Here is a 16,542-nt window from a genome sequence, read left to right as displayed (position 1 = left end):
TCTCTAATGAGCGATCAGCAATATTGGTTTTTCTTATACAGCCTGGCCCGTGAGAATAGCCAGCCTTGCTTCTCTCTTCTTATTAAGGATCCCTTGCATGGCTGGCGAAACCGCCCTGGCAACCCTGCTGCGCAGCATGAGCCCGCAGCTTAATGAAGGTGACTACGTGTTCTGCACCCTGCCTGACAATCGCATCCCGACCGATTGCGAGGTGATCGGCAGCTTTCGCGAACAGCAAGGGCTGACGCTGATCCTGGAGAGGCAGCAGGCGGAGAAGGCTGGCCTGGCGTTCGACTACATCGCGGCGTGGATCACCCTGAATGTGCATTCGGCACTGCAAGCCGTGGGCTTGACGGCGGCGTTCGCCAGCGCACTGGGCAAAGCCGGCATCAGTTGCAACGTGATTGCCGGTTATTACCACGACCACCTGTTCGTTGGCCGCGCGGACGCCCAGCGAGCCATGGACGTATTGCGTCAACTGGCAGCGACTTCGGAGTAATGGTTATGTGGCAAAGTTATCTGAACGGACTATTGGTGGCCCTGGGGTTGATCATGGCCATCGGCACGCAAAACGCCTTTGTATTGGCGCAAAGCCTGCGCCGTGAACATCACCTGCCGGTGGCGGCGTTGTGCGTGGTGTGTGACGCCTTGCTCGTGGCGGCCGGGGTATTCGGCCTGGCCACGGTGCTGGCGCAAAACCCGTTGCTGCTGGCAATTGCCCGCTGGGGCGGCGCGGCGTTCCTGTTGTGGTACGGCACCCTGGCGTTGCGCCGGGCGTTTTCGACACAGAGCCTGGAGCAAGGAGGCAACCTCAAGGTCCGTTCATTGCGCGCCGTGTTGCTCAGCGCATTGGCGGTAACGTTGCTCAATCCTCATGTGTACCTGGACACTGTTCTGCTGATCGGCTCACTGGGGGCGCAACAGACCGAACCCGGCGCCTACGTGGCCGGGGCCGCGAGTGCATCGTTCCTGTGGTTCGCCACCCTGGCACTCGGCGCAGCCTGGTTGGCGCCGTGGCTGGCACGCCCGACGACATGGCGCCTGTTGGACCTGTTGGTAGCGGTGATGATGTTCAGCGTGGCCTATCAATTAATAAGCGCGCCGTGAACTTATTCCAAAAGGCTCTGGAACCTCTATCCCACACAGTTGTTGCGTGGTTTTGCCGCACCCCCGGTGCTATGATCCTGCCCCTGCGCCGCAAAGAGTACAAACTCCCCGGCGCTTGTTTGGCCGCCCGTGATCGGCCTTGCGCTCACCGCAACTGACCTGATTAGGAGAATCATCATGGCTTTCGAATTGCCGCCGCTGCCCTACGCACACGATGCCCTGCAGCCGCATATCTCCAAGGAAACCTTGGAGTTCCACCACGACAAGCACCACAACACCTATGTCGTGAACCTGAACAACCTGGTGCCTGGCACCGAGTTCGAAGGCAAGACCCTGGAAGAGATCGTTAAATCCTCTTCGGGCGGCATCTTCAACAACGCCGCTCAGGTCTGGAACCACACCTTCTACTGGAACTGCCTGGCGCCAAACGCCGGCGGCCAACCGACCGGCGCACTGGCTGAAGCCATCAACGCTGCGTTCGGTTCGTTCGACAAGTTCAAGGAAGAATTCACCAAGACGTCCGTCGGTACCTTCGGTTCCGGTTGGGGCTGGCTGGTGAAAAAGGCTGACGGTTCCCTGGCCCTGGCCAGCACCATCGGCGCCGGCAACCCGCTGACCAGCGGCGACACCCCGCTGCTGACCTGCGACGTGTGGGAACACGCCTACTACATCGACTACCGCAACGTGCGTCCAAAGTATGTGGAAGCGTTCTGGAACCTGGTCAACTGGAAGTTCGTGGCTGAGCAGTTCGAAGGCAAGACCTTCACTGCCTAAGCCCCCCTTGCAGTAGAAAGAGCCCGGCGATTGCCGGGCTTTTTTTGGGTACTGTCCCCAAGGCAGTCGGACTATTGGAACTCAACGGTAATAATTCCCCACTCAAATTGCCGGAGGGATAAACCTCTCAACTAAAGGTGGAGAATTACGATGATTCCGTTATTGAGTGCAATTCCAATGGCAGCGAAGCTTCTTGGTACCGGTATGGATATAGCAAAAGGTGCAGCGGATCTGGCAAGCAAAGTCATGGATACAACAGATGCCGTCAAAAAGGTCGCAGGAGAAGTGCCAAAACCGCTGGGTCCGTTTAATTTTTAATATCGCCTCCTGACAGAAGGCGGGGCCTGCTCCGCCTTCGCTCCCGTCAATATTTGCGCAGTACGCCCACTCTCTATTCGCACCTGCCAGGTACCGACCTGCGTTGGCGCGCCTCAATGCCGGTCAAGCCAAAGCGTCAATTGAGCTTTTGCCCCAATGTCCCTTTGACTGCCATCACTAGATTGCCAATACTCATGGCATATTGAAGGCCACCCGCATGAGACAAGGAATGCCCCTTTGAAGCTGGAACTCAAGAACAGCTTGTCGGTGAAGTTGCTACGGGTTGTGCTCCTGTCGGCGTTGATCGTGGGCGTGGCGCTGAGCGTGGCGCAGATCGTTTTCGATGCCTACAAGACACGCCAGGCCGTGGCTGGCGATGCCCAGCGCATTCTGGATATGTTTCGCGACCCCTCGACCCAGGCCGTCTACAGCCTGGACCGTGAAATGGGCATGCAGGTGATCGAAGGGCTGTTTCAGGACGATGCGGTGCGCATGGCATCCATCGGGCATCCCAACGAAACCATGCTGGCGGAGAAAAGCCGCACCTTGCAGCAATCCCCCAGCCGCTGGCTGACCGACCTGATTCTTGGCCAGGAACGCACGTTTACCACCGCATTGGTCGGCAAAGGCCCCTACAGCGAGTATTACGGCGACCTGAGTATCACCCTCGACACCGCCACCTACGGTCAGGGATTTATCGTCAATTCGGTGATCATCTTCATTTCCGGCGTACTGCGGGCCCTCGCCATGGGCCTGGTGCTGTACCTGGTCTACCACTGGCTGCTGACCAAGCCGCTGTCACGGATTATCGAGCATCTGACCTCGATCAACCCGGACCGCCCCAGCGAACACAAGATCCCGCAGCTCAAGGGCCACGAGCGCAACGAACTGGGGTTGTGGATCAATACCGCCAACCAGTTGCTGGAGTCCATCGAGCGCAATACGCACCTGCGCCATGAGGCGGAATCCAGCCTGCTGCGCATGGCCCAATACGATTTCCTCACCGGTCTGCCAAACCGGCAGAAACTGCAGGAGCAACTGGACAAGATCCTTATCGACGCTGGCCGCCGCCAGCGCCGCGTAGCGGTGTTATGCGTGGGGCTGGATGACTTTAAAAGCGTCAACGAACAGTTCACCTACCAGGCCGGCGACAAATTGTTGCTGGCCCTGGCCGACCGCCTGCGCGCCCACAGCGGCCGCCTCGGCGCCCTCGCCCGCCTGGGTGGCGACCAATTCGCGCTGGTACAGGCCGATATCGACCAGCCCTACGAAGCGGCCGAACTGGCGCAAAGTATCCTCGACGACCTGGAGGCAGAGTTCGCCCTCGACCACGAGGAAATTCACCTGCGCGCCACCATCGGCATCACCTTGTTTCCTGAAGACGGCGACAGCACCGAGAAGCTGCTGCAAAAAGCCGAACAGACCATGACCCTGGCCAAAAGCCGCTCACGCAACCGCTATCAGTTCTATATCGCCAGCGTCGACAGCGAAATGCGCCGCCGCCGTGAACTGGAAAAAGACCTGCGCGACGCCCTGGGCCGCAGCCAGTTTCACCTGGTCTATCAGCCGCAGATCAGCTATCGCGACCAACGCGTGGTGGGCGTGGAAGCCCTGATCCGCTGGCAGCACCCGGAGCACGGCCTGGTGCCGCCGGACCTGTTTATCCCGCTGGCCGAACAGAACGGCACCATTATCCCGATTGGCGAGTGGGTACTGGACCAGGCCTGCCGACAACTGCGTGAATGGCATGACCAGGGCTTCACCGAACTGCGCATGGCGGTCAACCTGTCCACCGTACAGTTGCACCACACCGAGTTGCCACGGGTGGTCAACAACCTGATGCAGATCTACCGCCTGCCGCCGCGCAGCCTGGAACTGGAAGTCACCGAGACCGGCCTGATGGAAGACATCAGCACCGCCGCCCAACACCTGTTGAGCCTGCGCCGCTCCGGGGCGTTGATCGCCATCGATGACTTCGGCACCGGTTACTCATCCTTGAGTTATTTGAAAAGCCTGCCGCTGGATAAGATCAAGATCGACAAGAGCTTCGTCCAGGACCTGCTGGACGACGATGACGACGCCACCATCGTTCGCGCGATTATCCAACTGGGCAAAAGCCTGGGCATGCAGGTCATCGCAGAAGGCGTGGAAACCGCAGAGCAGGAGGCTTACATCATCTCCGAGGGCTGCCATGAAGGTCAGGGCTACTACTACAGCAAACCCTTGCCGGCGCGGGAGCTGGCGGCATTTTTGAAGCAGGCCGAGCGCAATAGCGCGGCGATTCTCTGATCGGGCAAAACGAAACTGAATATTTCCCGCGCATAACCCTTTACACAAAATGCAAATCTTTCGCATTATGTCGCAGTTTTGCGCGACCCCCGCGCGCCCATCAACAACCGAAGCAGGATGTTCGCCATGATTCGTATGCCCCTGGCCACCGCCAGTCTGCTGGCCATTGCCATTTCTCTCGCCGGTTGCGGCGAAGGTAAAGACAAGGCCGCAGCCAACCAGGCGCCGACCCCGGCTGCCAGCACTACCGCTCCAGCGGCTGCCACCCCTGCCGGCCAGGTCGACGAAGCCGCTGCCAAGGCCGTGGTCGCGCATTACGCAGACATGGTCTTCGCGGTCTACAGCGATGCCGAGTCCACGGCGAAAACCCTGCAAACCGCGATCGACGCGTTCCTCGCCAAGCCGAACGACGAAACCCTGAAAGCCGCACGCACCGCCTGGATTGCCGCTCGTGTGCCGTACCTGCAGAGCGAAGTGTTTCGCTTCGGCAACACCATCATTGACGACTGGGAAGGTCAGGTTAACGCCTGGCCCCTGGACGAAGGCCTGATCGACTACGTCGACAAATCCTACGAGCACGCCTTGGGTAACCCAGGCGCTAACGCCAACATCATCGCCAATACCGAAGTTCAGATCGGCGAAGACAAGGTCGACGTCAAGGACATCACCCCGGAAAAACTCGCCAGCCTCAATGAGCTGGGCGGTTCCGAAGCCAACGTCGCCACCGGCTACCACGCCATCGAATTCCTGCTCTGGGGCCAGGACCTGAACGGCACCGGCCCAGGCGCCGGCAACCGTCCTGCGTCGGACTACCTGACCGGCGACGGCGCAACCGGCGGCCACAACGAGCGCCGCCGTGCCTACCTGAGCGCCGTGACCCAACTGCTGGTCAGCGACCTGCAGGAAATGGTCGGCAACTGGAAACCCAACGCCGAAGACAACTACCGCGCCACCCTGGAGGCAGAACCTGCCACCGACGGCCTGCGCAAAATGTTGTTCGGCATGGGCAGCCTGTCCCTGGGCGAACTGGCCGGTGAGCGCATGAAGGTTTCCCTGGAAGCCAACTCGCCGGAAGACGAACAGGACTGCTTCAGTGACAACACCCACTACTCGCACTTCTACGACGCCAAGGGCATCCGCAACGTCTACCTGGGCGAGTACACCCGCGTCGACGGCACCAAAATGACCGGCGCCAGCCTGTCCTCCCTGGTGGCCAAGGCCGATCCGGCTGCCGATACCGCACTGAAAGCGGACCTGGCAGCGACCGAAGCGAAGATCCAGGTCATGGTTGATCACGCCGCGAAGGGTGAACACTACGACCAACTGATCGCGGCCGGTAACGAGGCGGGCAACCAGATCGTGCGTGACGCCATCGCCGCCCTGGTCAAGCAGACCGGTTCGATCGAAGCCGCTGCCGGTAAGCTCGGCATCAGCGACCTGAACCCGGATAACGCTGATCACGAGTTCTGATCCGTGCCGCGTTGAATGAGGCGACCTTCGGGTCGCCTTTTTTTTACCCCCCCTCCCACATTTGATTTGCGTCGCTTTCAAGGCCCGGTTTACATGCCCTGCCCCCCAGGTAGAATGGCGCCTCTGCCCTATCCCGAGCGAACTTCATGGCGTTGCCGACTCTCCGCATCATCGGTTTCATCATCGGCATCTTCCTGATCACCCTCGCGATCGCCATGGTCGTGCCCATGGCCACGCTGGTGATTTTCGAACGCACCCGCGATCTGCCCTCATTCCTGTGGGCCAGCTTGATCACCTTTGTCGCCGGCCTGGCCCTGGTCATCCCCGGTCGCCCCGAGCATGTGCACCTGCGCCCGCGGGACATGTACCTGCTTACCGTAACGAGTTGGGTAGTGGTGTGCGTGTTCGCTGCGCTGCCGTTCTTGCTGACCCAGCACATCAGCTACACCGACTCGTTTTTCGAAAGCATGTCCGGCATCACCGCCACCGGATCAACGGTGCTGAGCGGGTTGGACAACATGTCACCGGGCATTTTGATATGGCGCTCGCTGCTGCACTGGCTCGGCGGCATCGGCTTTATCGGCATGGCGGTGGCGATCCTGCCGCTGCTGCGCATTGGTGGCATGCGCCTGTTCCAGACCGAATCCTCGGACCGCTCGGAAAAAGTCATGCCCCGCTCGCACATGGTGGCGCGGCTGATCGTGGCGGCCTACGTCGGGATCACCATCCTCGGCAGCCTGGCCTTCTGGTGGGCCGGCATGGGCTTGTTCGATGCGATCAACCACGCAATGTCGGCGATTTCCACCGGTGGATTCTCCACCTCCGACGAGTCCCTGGCGCACTGGAAACAACCGGCAGTGCACTGGGTTGCAGTGGTGGTGATGATCCTCGGCAGCTTGCCGTTCACCCTGTATGTGGCCACGCTGCGTGGCAACCGCCGGGCGCTGATCAAAGACCAGCAGGTGCAGGGTCTGCTCGGTTTGCTGGTCGTGACCTGGCTGGTGCTCGGCACCTGGTACTGGTGGACCACCAACCTGCACTGGCTGGATGCGTTGCGCCATGTAGCGTTGAACGTCACCTCGGTGGTGACGACGACTGGTTTTGCACTCGGGGACTACAGCCTGTGGGGCAATTTCTCACTGATGCTGTTCTTCTACCTGGGCTTTATCGGTGGCTGTTCGGGCTCCACGGCGGGCGGTATCAAGATCTTCCGCTTCCAGGTCGCCTATATCCTGCTCAAGGCCAACTTGAACCAACTGATTCACCCGCGTGCGGTGATCAAGCAGAAGTACAACGGCCATCGTCTCGACGAAGAGATTGTGCGGTCGATCCTGACCTTTTCGTTTTTCTTCGCTATCACCATCTGCGCTATTGCACTGGCGCTGTCACTGCTGGGCCTGGACTGGATGACCGCACTTACCGGCGCCGCCAGTACCGTGTCGGGTGTCGGCCCGGGCCTTGGGGAAACCATCGGTCCGGCCGGCAACTTCGCCAGCCTGCCGGATGCAGCCAAGTGGATCCTGTCGCTGGGCATGCTGCTGGGCCGACTGGAAATCATCACAGTCTTTGTTCTGTGCATTCCTGCGTTCTGGCGTCACTGACCGTCGACGCTTCCTGCAGCCGCGCCCGGTACTCGCCGGGCGTGGCATCGAACCAGCGGCGAAACGCGCGAAAGAAGTTGCTCGGGTCGGCAAAGCCCAGCAGGTAGGCAATTTCCAGCAGGGTCATGCTCGGCTGCGCCAGGTACTGTTCGGCCAATTCGCGGCGGGTGTCGTCGAGCAGAGTCTGGAAACTGGTGCCCTCTTCCTGCAAGCGCCTCTGCAACGTGCGCTGTGACAGGTGCAGGGTCTGGGCCACAACTTCGCGCTTGGGTTCGCCCTGGGGCAGCAACCGGCACAGCACCTGTCGGGCCTTGTGGGTCACGCGGCTTTCCGAGAAGCGCGCCAGGTACTCACCGGCAAATCGATCGTGCAATAGCGCCATGGCTTCGTTGGCCGTGGGCAGCGGCGCGTCCATGTCCGCGCGCTCGAAGATCAGCGCGTCATACGCCGCATTGAACTCCAGCGGGGCATGGAACGCCTGTTTGTAAGGGGCCAGGTCCGCCGGTTGCTCGCCTTGCAACAGCACTTTGCGCGGTTGCAGGGTGCGTCCGGTCAACCAGCCGCACAGCGCCAACGCACTGGCCAGGGAGGCTTCGGCGCTTTGCCGGGTCGGCGGAAGATGATCGCCATGCACCGTCAGAATCAGCGCATAACCTTCGGCTAATAGTCGAAAACTCAAGTCGGCGCTTTCAGCGATGATCCGTTGGTAACGCACCAGGCGCATAAAACCTTCGGCCAGGGTGTTACTGGACATCAGCGCATACCCAGCCACATGAAACGACGCCGGGCGCACCACCTTGCCCATGTTCAGGCCAATCGCCGGGTTGCCCGACAGCTCGACCGCACGCGTCCACAGGCGGGTCATAGCGTCTTGGGGGAACCGCGCATCGGGGTCACTCAGCGCGGAGTAGTCCAGGCCCAGTTGCTTGAACAAGGCGCGGCAATCCAGGCCGTCCATTTCCAGTGCCTTGACTATCCCCATCGCCCAGCTTGCAGAAGTTGTTCGTTCGCTCATGGCGTCTTCTTAATAAAGCAGGCTTAAAACGGCAGCCAGGAAAGCCAAGGATACTAAAGTGGCATCTATTGTCACTGGCTGTTACCACTGATCACTCTAGACTCAAATAAGCTCCCCGCCGAACATCTGTTGGGCGGCACAACAATCAAAGGGCCGGCCGCAGTGGAAAACCTCAAGCGATTCAATAGCTTTGCCGAGTTTTACCCCTATTACCTGACTGAACACGGCAACAGCACCTGCCGACGCCTGCACTTTATCGGCACCACCCTGGTGATCGGCATTCTGGCCTATGCCATCGGCAGGGGTTCCCTGGGGCTGTTGCTGGCCGTGCCGATTGCCGGTTACAGCTTTGCCTGGATCGGGCACTTCTTCTTCGAAAAAAACCGTCCGGCGACCTTTCAGCACCCGTTCTACAGCCTGCTGGGGGATTTTGTGATGTACCGCGACATGATCCTGGGCAAGGTGCCCTTCTGAACGGTGTGACCTCTTGTCACTTGCGTAAAAACGATAAAAGGTTCGTACACCCGGCCATATAAAAGTCTTTTTGTCATTTACAGTGCTGTATCCTGCCAAGGCTTTTTGAGAGCGCGGAATCACCTGCGATTGAAAAAACAGACTTTGCAAGGAGCGACGACGATGCACGAGATACCTAATCTCCCCTTCCCAAGCCTGCACGAAACTGAGCAGCCAACACCGCAGCAGGCCAGCGCAGAGCAGCCTGAGGCCAAAGAAGCAAAACCAGTCGACAGCAAGAGCCAGGACTGACGCCGTACCAGACCGTGTGGAAAGCGTACCTTTGAACGCTTTCCACACTGCCTGAATCACCCCGAGGTACCCGCCATGACAGACACCCTCCCGGACACCGCTGTACTCGACACCGCCCTGCAGATGGTCGAAGTGTGGAACCGCCTCAGCGCGGACAAACAAGCCTTGCTGCTCAAGCGCTTCGGCACCCAGGAAAACGCCCTGGCCGCCCTGGTCACCACCCAGTTACTCGCTCCCCTTCAAGCCTGACGTCTTTTTGATCTGACGTTTTTGCGTTTTACCGCCCTGCGCAAGCCCAAGCCCCGGTATCATTAGCAGCCTATCTTTACCTGCTGCGACAGTGGACCTCTCCCATGCCAGATACTCAGCGCCCCCTAGCGGTAACGCTGCAAGTTGTTTCCATCGTGTTGTTCACCTTTATCGGCTACCTGAATATCGGCATTCCCCTGGCCGTGTTGCCGGGCTATGTCCACAGCGAACTGGGCTACGGTGCGGTGATCGCCGGGCTGGTGATCAGCGTGCAATACCTGGCCACGCTGTTGAGCCGTCCTTATGCCGGCAAAATCATCGATAACCTGGGCAGCAAGCGTGCGGTGTTGATCGGCCTGGTGGGCTGCGGCTTGAGCGGCGTGTTCATGTTGCTGGCCGCGTGGTTTTCAAGCGTGCCGGCCGTCAGTCTGGCAAGCCTGCTTATCGGGCGACTGGTGTTGGGCAGCGCGGAAAGCCTCGTGGGCTCAGGCGCCATCGGCTGGGGCATCGGTCGGGTGGGCGCGGCCAATACCGCCAAGGTCATTTCGTGGAACGGCATCGCCAGTTACGGCGCGCTGGCCATCGGCGCACCGTTGGGGGTGCTGCTGGTGAGGAATTTCGGGCTGTGGAGCATGGGTGTGAGCATTATCCTGCTGGCGGTAGTCGGCGTGTTGCTGGCCTGGAACAAAGTGGCCGCGCCGATTGTGGCCGGTGTGCGCCTGCCGTTCATGAATGTACTGGGCCGGGTGCTGCCCCACGGGTGCGCGCTGGCCCTGGGCTCTATCGGCTTTGGCACCATCGCCACCTTTATCACCCTGTATTACACCACCCAACACTGGGATAACGCGGTGTGGGCCTTGAGCCTGTTCGGCGCCAGCTTTATCGGTGCGCGCCTGCTGTTTGGCAACTTGATCAACCGCATCGGCGGCTTTCGCGTGGCGATTGCCTGCCTGTCGGTGGAGATCCTCGGCCTGCTGCTGTTGTGGCTGGCGCCGGATGCCAACCTGGCCCTGGCCGGCGCGGCGTTGAGCGGTTTCGGCTTCTCCCTGGTGTTTCCGGCGCTGGGGGTGGAGGCGGTCAACCTGGTGCCCGCGTCCAGTCGAGGTTCGGCGGTCGGGGCTTACTCGCTGTTTATCGACTTATCGCTGGGCATTACCGGGCCACTGGCGGGGGCCGTGGCGGCAGGCTTCGGCTTTGCGTCGATCTTCCTGTTCGCCGCCCTCGCCGCGCTTGGCGGGTTGCTGCTGAGTGTGTACCTGTACCGGCAAGCGCCCCGGGCCCGCGCAGCGCGCGACGCCTAGAAGTCGACTTTGCCACGCCCGGCCTTGATGCTGCCGCGCTTGGTCTTGGATTCCAGACGGCGCTTTTTCGAACCCAGGGTGGGTTTGGTCGGGCGGCGTTTCTTCTCGACCTTGGTGGCGCTGAGGATCAGCTCCACCAAGCGCTCCAGCGCATCAGCGCGGTTCTGTTCCTGGGTCCGATACTGCTGGGCCTTGAGCACCAGCACGCCTTCGCTGGTGATGCGGCTGTCCCGCAGCGCCAGCAGCCGCTCCTTATAGAACTCCGGCAACGACGACGCCGGAATATCAAACCGCAGGTGCACCGCGCTCGACACCTTATTGACGTTCTGCCCACCGGCGCCCTGGGCGCGGATCGCGGTCAGCTCGATCTCGGCATCGGGCAGGTGCACGTTGTTGGAAATTACCAGCATTGGGACGGATCCGTGGTTCAGAGTCGCCAGCATACTCGAACACAACCCGCTCCTCGCTGCAAACCACTGCCCATAGGGACTGCGATCAAATTACTCGCCCATCCGCCGTGACCCTCGCTCGATTGCCGCCCTGCAGGTCATGGCGAAATTTCTCATAATGGGTTTTCACCGGCGGCTGCGTATTCAGGGCATCCATAACGTGTGAATTGGAAACAGTGAAGTCAGCGGCCCTGATCGGCGCGCTGAAAGGCTCGCGATAAAGTGACGCGCCCCATTGCACCGCAAGGCCATGGTTGGCCGCTCCCAGGTTGACCTCAATCATCGAGTGGTGGTTGTCATCCACCAGGTAACCGGTGGCCATCCAGCGCACTAATTCCTTCATTTCCCGCTGCCCCCTCAGCGCAGTCTGTTCACTCGACTCACCCGCCTTGGGCTGGCCAAGCCCCAGTTCATTGACCAGTCCATTGCCCAGTAACCGGGCGGCCGTCATAAAGCGGTCGGTGGTCCCAGACGGTCCTGCTACCACCGGCTTTTGTTGCAAAGCAGCATCTTTGGCGAAGCCGGTGTTTTGTTTGACTTGCCAGACCGCAAAGCCATTACCCCGGGGAATCACGGTTTGCTCAAGCGGCAGGGCCGCCCGGCTTTTAATCGGCCCTTGGTAGCCGAATTGGCCGTCATCCCGATCAAAGCGGTTGCGCGGGTTAAGGCGTGCAAAATCAAGTTCACGCGAACTCAGGCGCTGATCGGCTTTCAGGTCAGCAGCCGACACCCAGACTTTGTTTGCCAGCGGCGCTGCTTCACGGAAGTCGCTCTGCACTTTGGTCAGGCTGGCGCCGGCTTTTGCCGGATTGCTCACTACAGGTCGACCGCCTAGCTCCTTGGTGGATTCGTACAAGTGCGCATTCTGCGAGGCATCCTGAGTGTTTTCATTACTGAAGGTATAAAGCATCAGTTGCTCGGGTAACGGACGCTCTTCGGTGCTGCCGCGGGCAGGTCCGAAACGCTTGGACTCCAGATACGGAACATCAACAATTTCTGCGACATGCTTTTTCAATTCGCTGGAGCCGTGAATGCGCTCCAAAGTCTCGCGAAAATACGCGGAGTTACTCAAATTGAAGAATGCGGTGCCCTTTTCTCTCAGTGTCAGGGGTTCGTCACCGCCACGGTGCGCGCGCGGTCCACCTTGGCGTGCTTCATCCAGGATCCGGTTTAACCCACCCGCCCCCAACTGGCCAACCACGCCGAAGTTAGGAACATCGGACGAGTAACTGCTGAACATTTTGGCGGTGGCCTTCAGCTCGCTTCCTTCAACCAACGTGAACAGCCGAGTCAAGCTGACAAGTAAGGCGTCAACCGTTCTATGAGCGGCAGGGCTTTCACTGGCGAGCCGACCCAAGTTGGCTTCTACCTGAACGTTACTGCTCTGACAGGCGGCGGGGTGAGCCAGTGGCAGCCTCAACGTCTCTAGCACAGGGTATTGCACTCCGATCATGATGACCCCTCATTGAAAACAGTTGAAATCTCAACGTTGAGTGAATCCCCGCTAAACAATCGTTCCTATCATCTTTTTCTGATTCGCAATGATGGGCGCCAAACACGCAAGACCAGACATCCTGCTACCACAAACCTGAAAGCCTTCAGGCAACGGACAAGCCCAACTCTGACAACAACATCGACGCCTGGGCTTTGGAAATCACGGTGCCTTTGAAAAGTTTGGCATCATTGAGGCGAAACCCGCTCAAATCCGCACCGCGCAGATCCGCCCCAGCGAAATTGGCACCGTTGATGCGGGCATGGGCGAGGCTGCAATCGGCAGGCGATCTTGTCGGAGCAGATCTGCGAACCATTCCTGGAAAAACAAACCCGACTCAAGGTCGGGTTTGTTTTTCCAGGTAGGCTATCTCACTCGGCGAATGAAGCCACCGCGCCCAACTGCTCACGCGCTCTGCGCTTGTTCTTGATCCAGTAACACACCGCCATAAACGCCACCCACACCGGGATCGCGTACACCGATACCTGAATCCCCGGAATCATCAGCATGATCACCAGGATAAACACCACGAACGCCAGGCACACGTAGTTGCCGTATGGGTACCACAGCGCCTTGAACAACGGCACCTGGCCGGTGCGGTTCATGTGCTGGCGGAACTTGAGGTGGGAAAAGCTGATCATCGCCCAGTTGATCACCAGCGTAGCCACGACCAGGGACATCAGCAGTTCCAGCGCATGTTGCGGGATGAAGTAGTTCATCAGCACCGCTACCAGCGTGACCGCCGCCGAGGCGAGGATCGAACGCACTGGCACGCCGCGCTTGTCGATCTTGGCCAGCGCCTTGGGCGCATCACCCTGCTCGGCCATGCCCAGCAGCATGCGGCTGTTGCAGTAGGTGCCGCTGTTGTACACCGACAACGCGGCCGTCAACACTACGAAGTTGAGGATATGTGCAGCGGTGTTGCTGCCCAGCATCGAAAACACCTGCACGAACGGGCTGCCGCTGTAGGCATCGCCGGAGGCGTTAAGGGTGGCCAGCAAGCTGTCCCATGGCGTCAGCGACAACAGCACGACCAGGGCGCCGATGTAGAAGATCAGGATGCGGTAGATCACCTGGTTGATCGCCTTGGGGATCACGGTGCGCGGCTGATCGGCTTCGGCGGCGGTGAAACCGAGCATTTCCAGGCCACCGAAGGAGAACATGATGATCGCCATGGCCATCACCAAGCCGCCTACGCCGTGGGGGAAGAAGCCGCCGTGTTCCCACAGGTTGCTCACCGAGGCTTGCGGACCGCCGCTGCCGCTGACCAGCAGGTAGCTGCCCAGGGCGATCATGCCGACGATGGCCACCACCTTGATGATGGCGAACCAGAATTCGGCCTCACCGAAGACTTTGACGTTGGCCAGGTTGATCAGGTTGATCAGCACGAAGAATGCCGCCGCCGAGACCCAGGTCGGGATCTCCGGCCACCAGTAGTGCACGTATTTGCCAACGGCGGTCAGCTCGGACATGCCCACCAGGATGTACAGGATCCAGCAGTTCCAGCCCGACAGGAAGCCGGCGAAACCGCCCCAGTACTTGTGGGCAAAGTGGCTGAAGGATCCGGCGACCGGCTCTTCGACGATCATTTCGCCGAGCTGGCGCATGATCATGAAGGCAATGAAGCCGCAGATGGCATAACCCAGGATCATCGACGGGCCGGCGGATTTGAGCACACCGGCCGAGCCGAGGAACAGGCCGGTACCGATAGCGCCACCGAGGGCAATCAACTGGATATGCCGATTTTTCAGGCCACGTTTCAGCTCGCCTGAAGAGGAATGGGGTCCACTCATGAAAAGGTCTCACGCAAGGTTTGAGAAGATTGATTGCAGGTTGCTGCCTTGAATTACCGACTCAAGCAGCGCCGCTCAAACCCCAGCGCAGGCACCAGGAGTACAGCGTCTTTCTAGCGGTCATGCGTCACCTGTTTGTTTTTATCTGTGACGAAATCGAACCCGTCCGGCTCGTGGCCAGGCGGAATGATCAGGGCGGGTAAACCCTGAGGTCTTGGCCTTTTGCGTGGTTACGCAAGGGGGTCACAGTAAAACTGCGGCGCATTGTACACCGCTCGACCGCATGAAGCCGCACTCGAACGGTGCGTGCGACGATCTGTCAGGTATTCCTTACAGCCTGGGTTAAAGCAGTAATGCCAGGGATCATGCGTAAACTAATCGTTACAGAGCGGAAATCAGGCGTTACAGCTGTGATCTGAAGAAGAATTGACGGTAAGAAAACTCCGACGCATTGGCGACGCCAGCGCCCTGTATTTCCTCAGGAAAAAATACGCCTGGAAAAACAGAACAAAAAATCCAAATGAGACCGTGTCAATAAATATTTTGCATTAAACAGCCGTGTCTCCTAGGTTCATTCCACTTGCGCAGCGAAGCTCGCTGGCAAGCCGTTCTCAAACAACGTCCTCTAGGAGATACACCATGCAAGCACTGGAAAACGACCTGGAAACCGAACTGCAACTCGACGATTGGTTTGAAGCGCCGACCCACGAGGCCGCCGTTGAAATGATGCAAGCCGATGCCGTTGTGCCCTTTGGCACGGCAATGTGGCCATTCTGATACCCGGCACGTATTCGGCAGGTGCTGTGCACGGCACCTGCCTCCTTACCCAAGGCACAGAAGGACATACGTCATGGACAAGGCCCGCGCCGTAGAACACTTTCTCTACTACCTCGCCCACCACCCGGCCCTCCAAGGCCTGAGCTGCCCCACCGTACTGCTGGGCCACACCGAGCGCTACGACGCCATCGCCCAGGCCATCACCCAAAGCAGCGCCGCCCGTTTCAACTTCCAGGTGCAGCGCCTCGACCTGGCCGACAGCGACCATCTGGCTTTGGCCATCGATGCCTGCGACCTGTACCTGTTTCTCTACGATTCCTCCACCCTGCCCAACCCGCGCGCCGAAGGCCCGGACTTTATCCGTGCCCTGCAAAGCGTGATGGCCGAACACTGGAAGAAATCCCTGCTGTTCAAGGATTACGGCGACTATTTCTACGACACCTTCAGCGTCGAGCCGCAGCGCATCGCCGACCTCAACGCCACCCTGATCCGGCGCATGTCCCAGGCCACGGTGCTGAGCTTTACCGACAAACACGGCTCACGCCTTCAGGCGCCCATGAGCAGCATCAAGAAGTGGACCAATATCAACGGTATCGGCAACCACGACCTGGCCCCCGGCGAAATCGCCACCCACAGCGAGGCCATCAATGGCCAGGTGCGGTTTGTCGGCACCTTTCTCAGCACCATCCCCTTCGCGCGCAAATACGGCGTGCTGCAGTCACCGCTGGAACTGTGGATCGAGAACTCGACCATCTGCAGCGTGGCCAGTGACGTGCCGGGGCTGGCGGAGGACTTCAACAAATACCTGAATGCCAATCCGTCCAACCGTCGCGTGGAAGAACTGGGGATTGGTACCAATGAGGGGGTGAAAGACCTGTATGCGCGTAATGCCGGGTTCGAGGAGCGCCATTGCGGCTTGCACCTGGGCTTGGGTGGCGGGCAGAAAGGCAGTCATCATCTGGACCTGATCTTTGCCAGCGGGGTGTTGGCGTTGGATGACAAACCGGTGTTTGACGGCACCTTTGCGTTCTGAACACCGAACTTGAAAATGATAGGGAACCAACTGTGGGAGGGGGCTTGCTCCCGATAGCGGTGCGTCAGTCGCCGGATTGGCAAGCTGATACACCGCTATCGGGAGCAAG

At 59.6% G+C, this 16,542-nt stretch carries 17 protein-coding genes; 12 read left to right on the top strand and 5 right to left on the bottom strand.

Translation table 11 applies throughout. From position 1 onward, the window contains the following. The first annotated feature begins 97 nt into the window (after positions 1-97). The 7 genes from AD670_RS28215 (at position 98) to AD670_RS28190 (ending at position 7,559) form a co-directional block, all read left to right on the top strand. Positions 98-499: an ACT domain-containing protein gene (locus AD670_RS28215; protein ID WP_053139921.1), complete on the top strand. Its 402-nt coding sequence runs from the start codon at positions 98-100 to the stop codon at positions 497-499. A 5-nt stretch (positions 500-504) separates the two neighbouring features. After that, the gene (locus AD670_RS28210; RefSeq protein ID WP_053139919.1) at positions 505-1,107 is read left to right on the top strand and encodes a LysE/ArgO family amino acid transporter; all 603 of its coding nucleotides are present in this window, start codon (positions 505-507) and stop codon (positions 1,105-1,107) included. A 177-nt stretch (positions 1,108-1,284) separates the two neighbouring features. Then, positions 1,285-1,881 carry a superoxide dismutase gene (locus tag AD670_RS28205; RefSeq protein WP_017125974.1) on the top strand — a complete coding sequence of 199 codons (597 nt, stop codon included), beginning with the start codon at positions 1,285-1,287 and terminating at the stop codon, positions 1,879-1,881. Between the two features lie 150 nt (positions 1,882-2,031). Next, positions 2,032-2,199 carry a hypothetical protein gene (locus tag AD670_RS31585; protein ID WP_156338338.1) on the top strand — a complete coding sequence of 56 codons (168 nt, stop codon included), beginning with the start codon at positions 2,032-2,034 and terminating at the stop codon, positions 2,197-2,199. Positions 2,200-2,436: 237 nt separating this feature from the next. Beyond that, the gene (locus AD670_RS28200) at positions 2,437-4,488 is read left to right on the top strand and encodes a bifunctional diguanylate cyclase/phosphodiesterase (RefSeq protein ID WP_053139918.1); all 2,052 of its coding nucleotides are present in this window, start codon (positions 2,437-2,439) and stop codon (positions 4,486-4,488) included. Positions 4,489-4,614: 126 nt separating this feature from the next. Then, the gene (locus AD670_RS28195; RefSeq protein WP_053139916.1) at positions 4,615-5,958 is read left to right on the top strand and encodes an imelysin family protein; all 1,344 of its coding nucleotides are present in this window, start codon (positions 4,615-4,617) and stop codon (positions 5,956-5,958) included. Between the two features lie 146 nt (positions 5,959-6,104). Beyond that, positions 6,105-7,559: a TrkH family potassium uptake protein gene (locus tag AD670_RS28190; RefSeq protein ID WP_053139914.1), complete on the top strand. Its 1,455-nt coding sequence runs from the start codon at positions 6,105-6,107 to the stop codon at positions 7,557-7,559. On the opposite strand, the gene AD670_RS28185 is transcribed toward AD670_RS28190, so the two are convergent. After that, positions 7,516-8,574: an AraC family transcriptional regulator gene (locus tag AD670_RS28185; RefSeq protein ID WP_053139912.1), complete on the bottom strand. Its 1,059-nt coding sequence runs from the start codon at positions 8,572-8,574 to the stop codon at positions 7,516-7,518. The genes AD670_RS28190 and AD670_RS28185 overlap by 44 nt on opposite strands. A 162-nt stretch (positions 8,575-8,736) precedes the next feature. On the opposite strand from AD670_RS28185, the gene AD670_RS28180 reads away from it, so the two are divergent. The 3 genes from AD670_RS28180 to AD670_RS28175 all read left to right on the top strand — a co-directional run bounded on the left by AD670_RS28180 (position 8,737) and on the right by AD670_RS28175 (position 10,889). Next, on the top strand, positions 8,737-9,048 hold the full coding sequence (locus tag AD670_RS28180; protein WP_027605580.1) for a DUF962 domain-containing protein: 312 nt from the start codon (positions 8,737-8,739) through the stop codon (positions 9,046-9,048). A gap of 366 nt (positions 9,049-9,414) precedes the next feature. Further along, positions 9,415-9,588 carry a hypothetical protein gene (locus AD670_RS31750; RefSeq protein WP_172681534.1) on the top strand — a complete coding sequence of 58 codons (174 nt, stop codon included), beginning with the start codon at positions 9,415-9,417 and terminating at the stop codon, positions 9,586-9,588. Positions 9,589-9,692: 104 nt separating this feature from the next. Further along, positions 9,693-10,889 carry an MFS transporter gene (locus AD670_RS28175; protein WP_053139910.1) on the top strand — a complete coding sequence of 399 codons (1,197 nt, stop codon included), beginning with the start codon at positions 9,693-9,695 and terminating at the stop codon, positions 10,887-10,889. Here the strand turns inward: AD670_RS28175 and arfB are convergent. From arfB to AD670_RS28155, 4 genes are all read right to left on the bottom strand, one after another. Continuing rightward, positions 10,886-11,299 carry an alternative ribosome rescue aminoacyl-tRNA hydrolase ArfB gene (arfB, locus tag AD670_RS28170; RefSeq protein WP_016975416.1) on the bottom strand — a complete coding sequence of 138 codons (414 nt, stop codon included), beginning with the start codon at positions 11,297-11,299 and terminating at the stop codon, positions 10,886-10,888. The genes AD670_RS28175 and arfB overlap by 4 nt on opposite strands. 85 nt (positions 11,300-11,384) lie before the next feature. Then, positions 11,385-12,791 (bottom strand): type III effector, encoded by a 1,407-nt coding sequence (locus tag AD670_RS28165; protein WP_156338334.1) that lies wholly within the window; start codon positions 12,789-12,791, stop codon positions 11,385-11,387. A gap of 145 nt (positions 12,792-12,936) precedes the next feature. Continuing rightward, complete coding sequence (locus AD670_RS28160; RefSeq protein ID WP_053139906.1) at positions 12,937-13,146, bottom strand: pentapeptide repeat-containing protein; 210 nt, start codon at positions 13,144-13,146, stop codon at positions 12,937-12,939. 55 nt (positions 13,147-13,201) lie between these two features. Further along, positions 13,202-14,623: an amino acid permease gene (locus tag AD670_RS28155; RefSeq protein ID WP_053139904.1), complete on the bottom strand. Its 1,422-nt coding sequence runs from the start codon at positions 14,621-14,623 to the stop codon at positions 13,202-13,204. Between the two features lie 639 nt (positions 14,624-15,262). Here AD670_RS28155 and AD670_RS31745 point away from each other — a divergent pair. Both AD670_RS31745 and AD670_RS28145 read left to right on the top strand, forming a co-directional pair. Beyond that, positions 15,263-15,400 carry a hypothetical protein gene (locus AD670_RS31745; RefSeq protein ID WP_003175756.1) on the top strand — a complete coding sequence of 46 codons (138 nt, stop codon included), beginning with the start codon at positions 15,263-15,265 and terminating at the stop codon, positions 15,398-15,400. A 73-nt stretch (positions 15,401-15,473) separates the two neighbouring features. Continuing rightward, the gene (locus AD670_RS28145; RefSeq protein ID WP_053139903.1) at positions 15,474-16,433 is read left to right on the top strand and encodes a hypothetical protein; all 960 of its coding nucleotides are present in this window, start codon (positions 15,474-15,476) and stop codon (positions 16,431-16,433) included. The last annotated feature ends 109 nt before the right edge of the window (positions 16,434-16,542 follow it).

Source organism: Pseudomonas sp. MIACH (assembly GCF_001269925.1).
Lineage (GTDB): Bacteria > Pseudomonadota > Gammaproteobacteria > Pseudomonadales > Pseudomonadaceae > Aquipseudomonas.
This window is presented reverse-complemented; position numbering and strand designations above follow the sequence as displayed.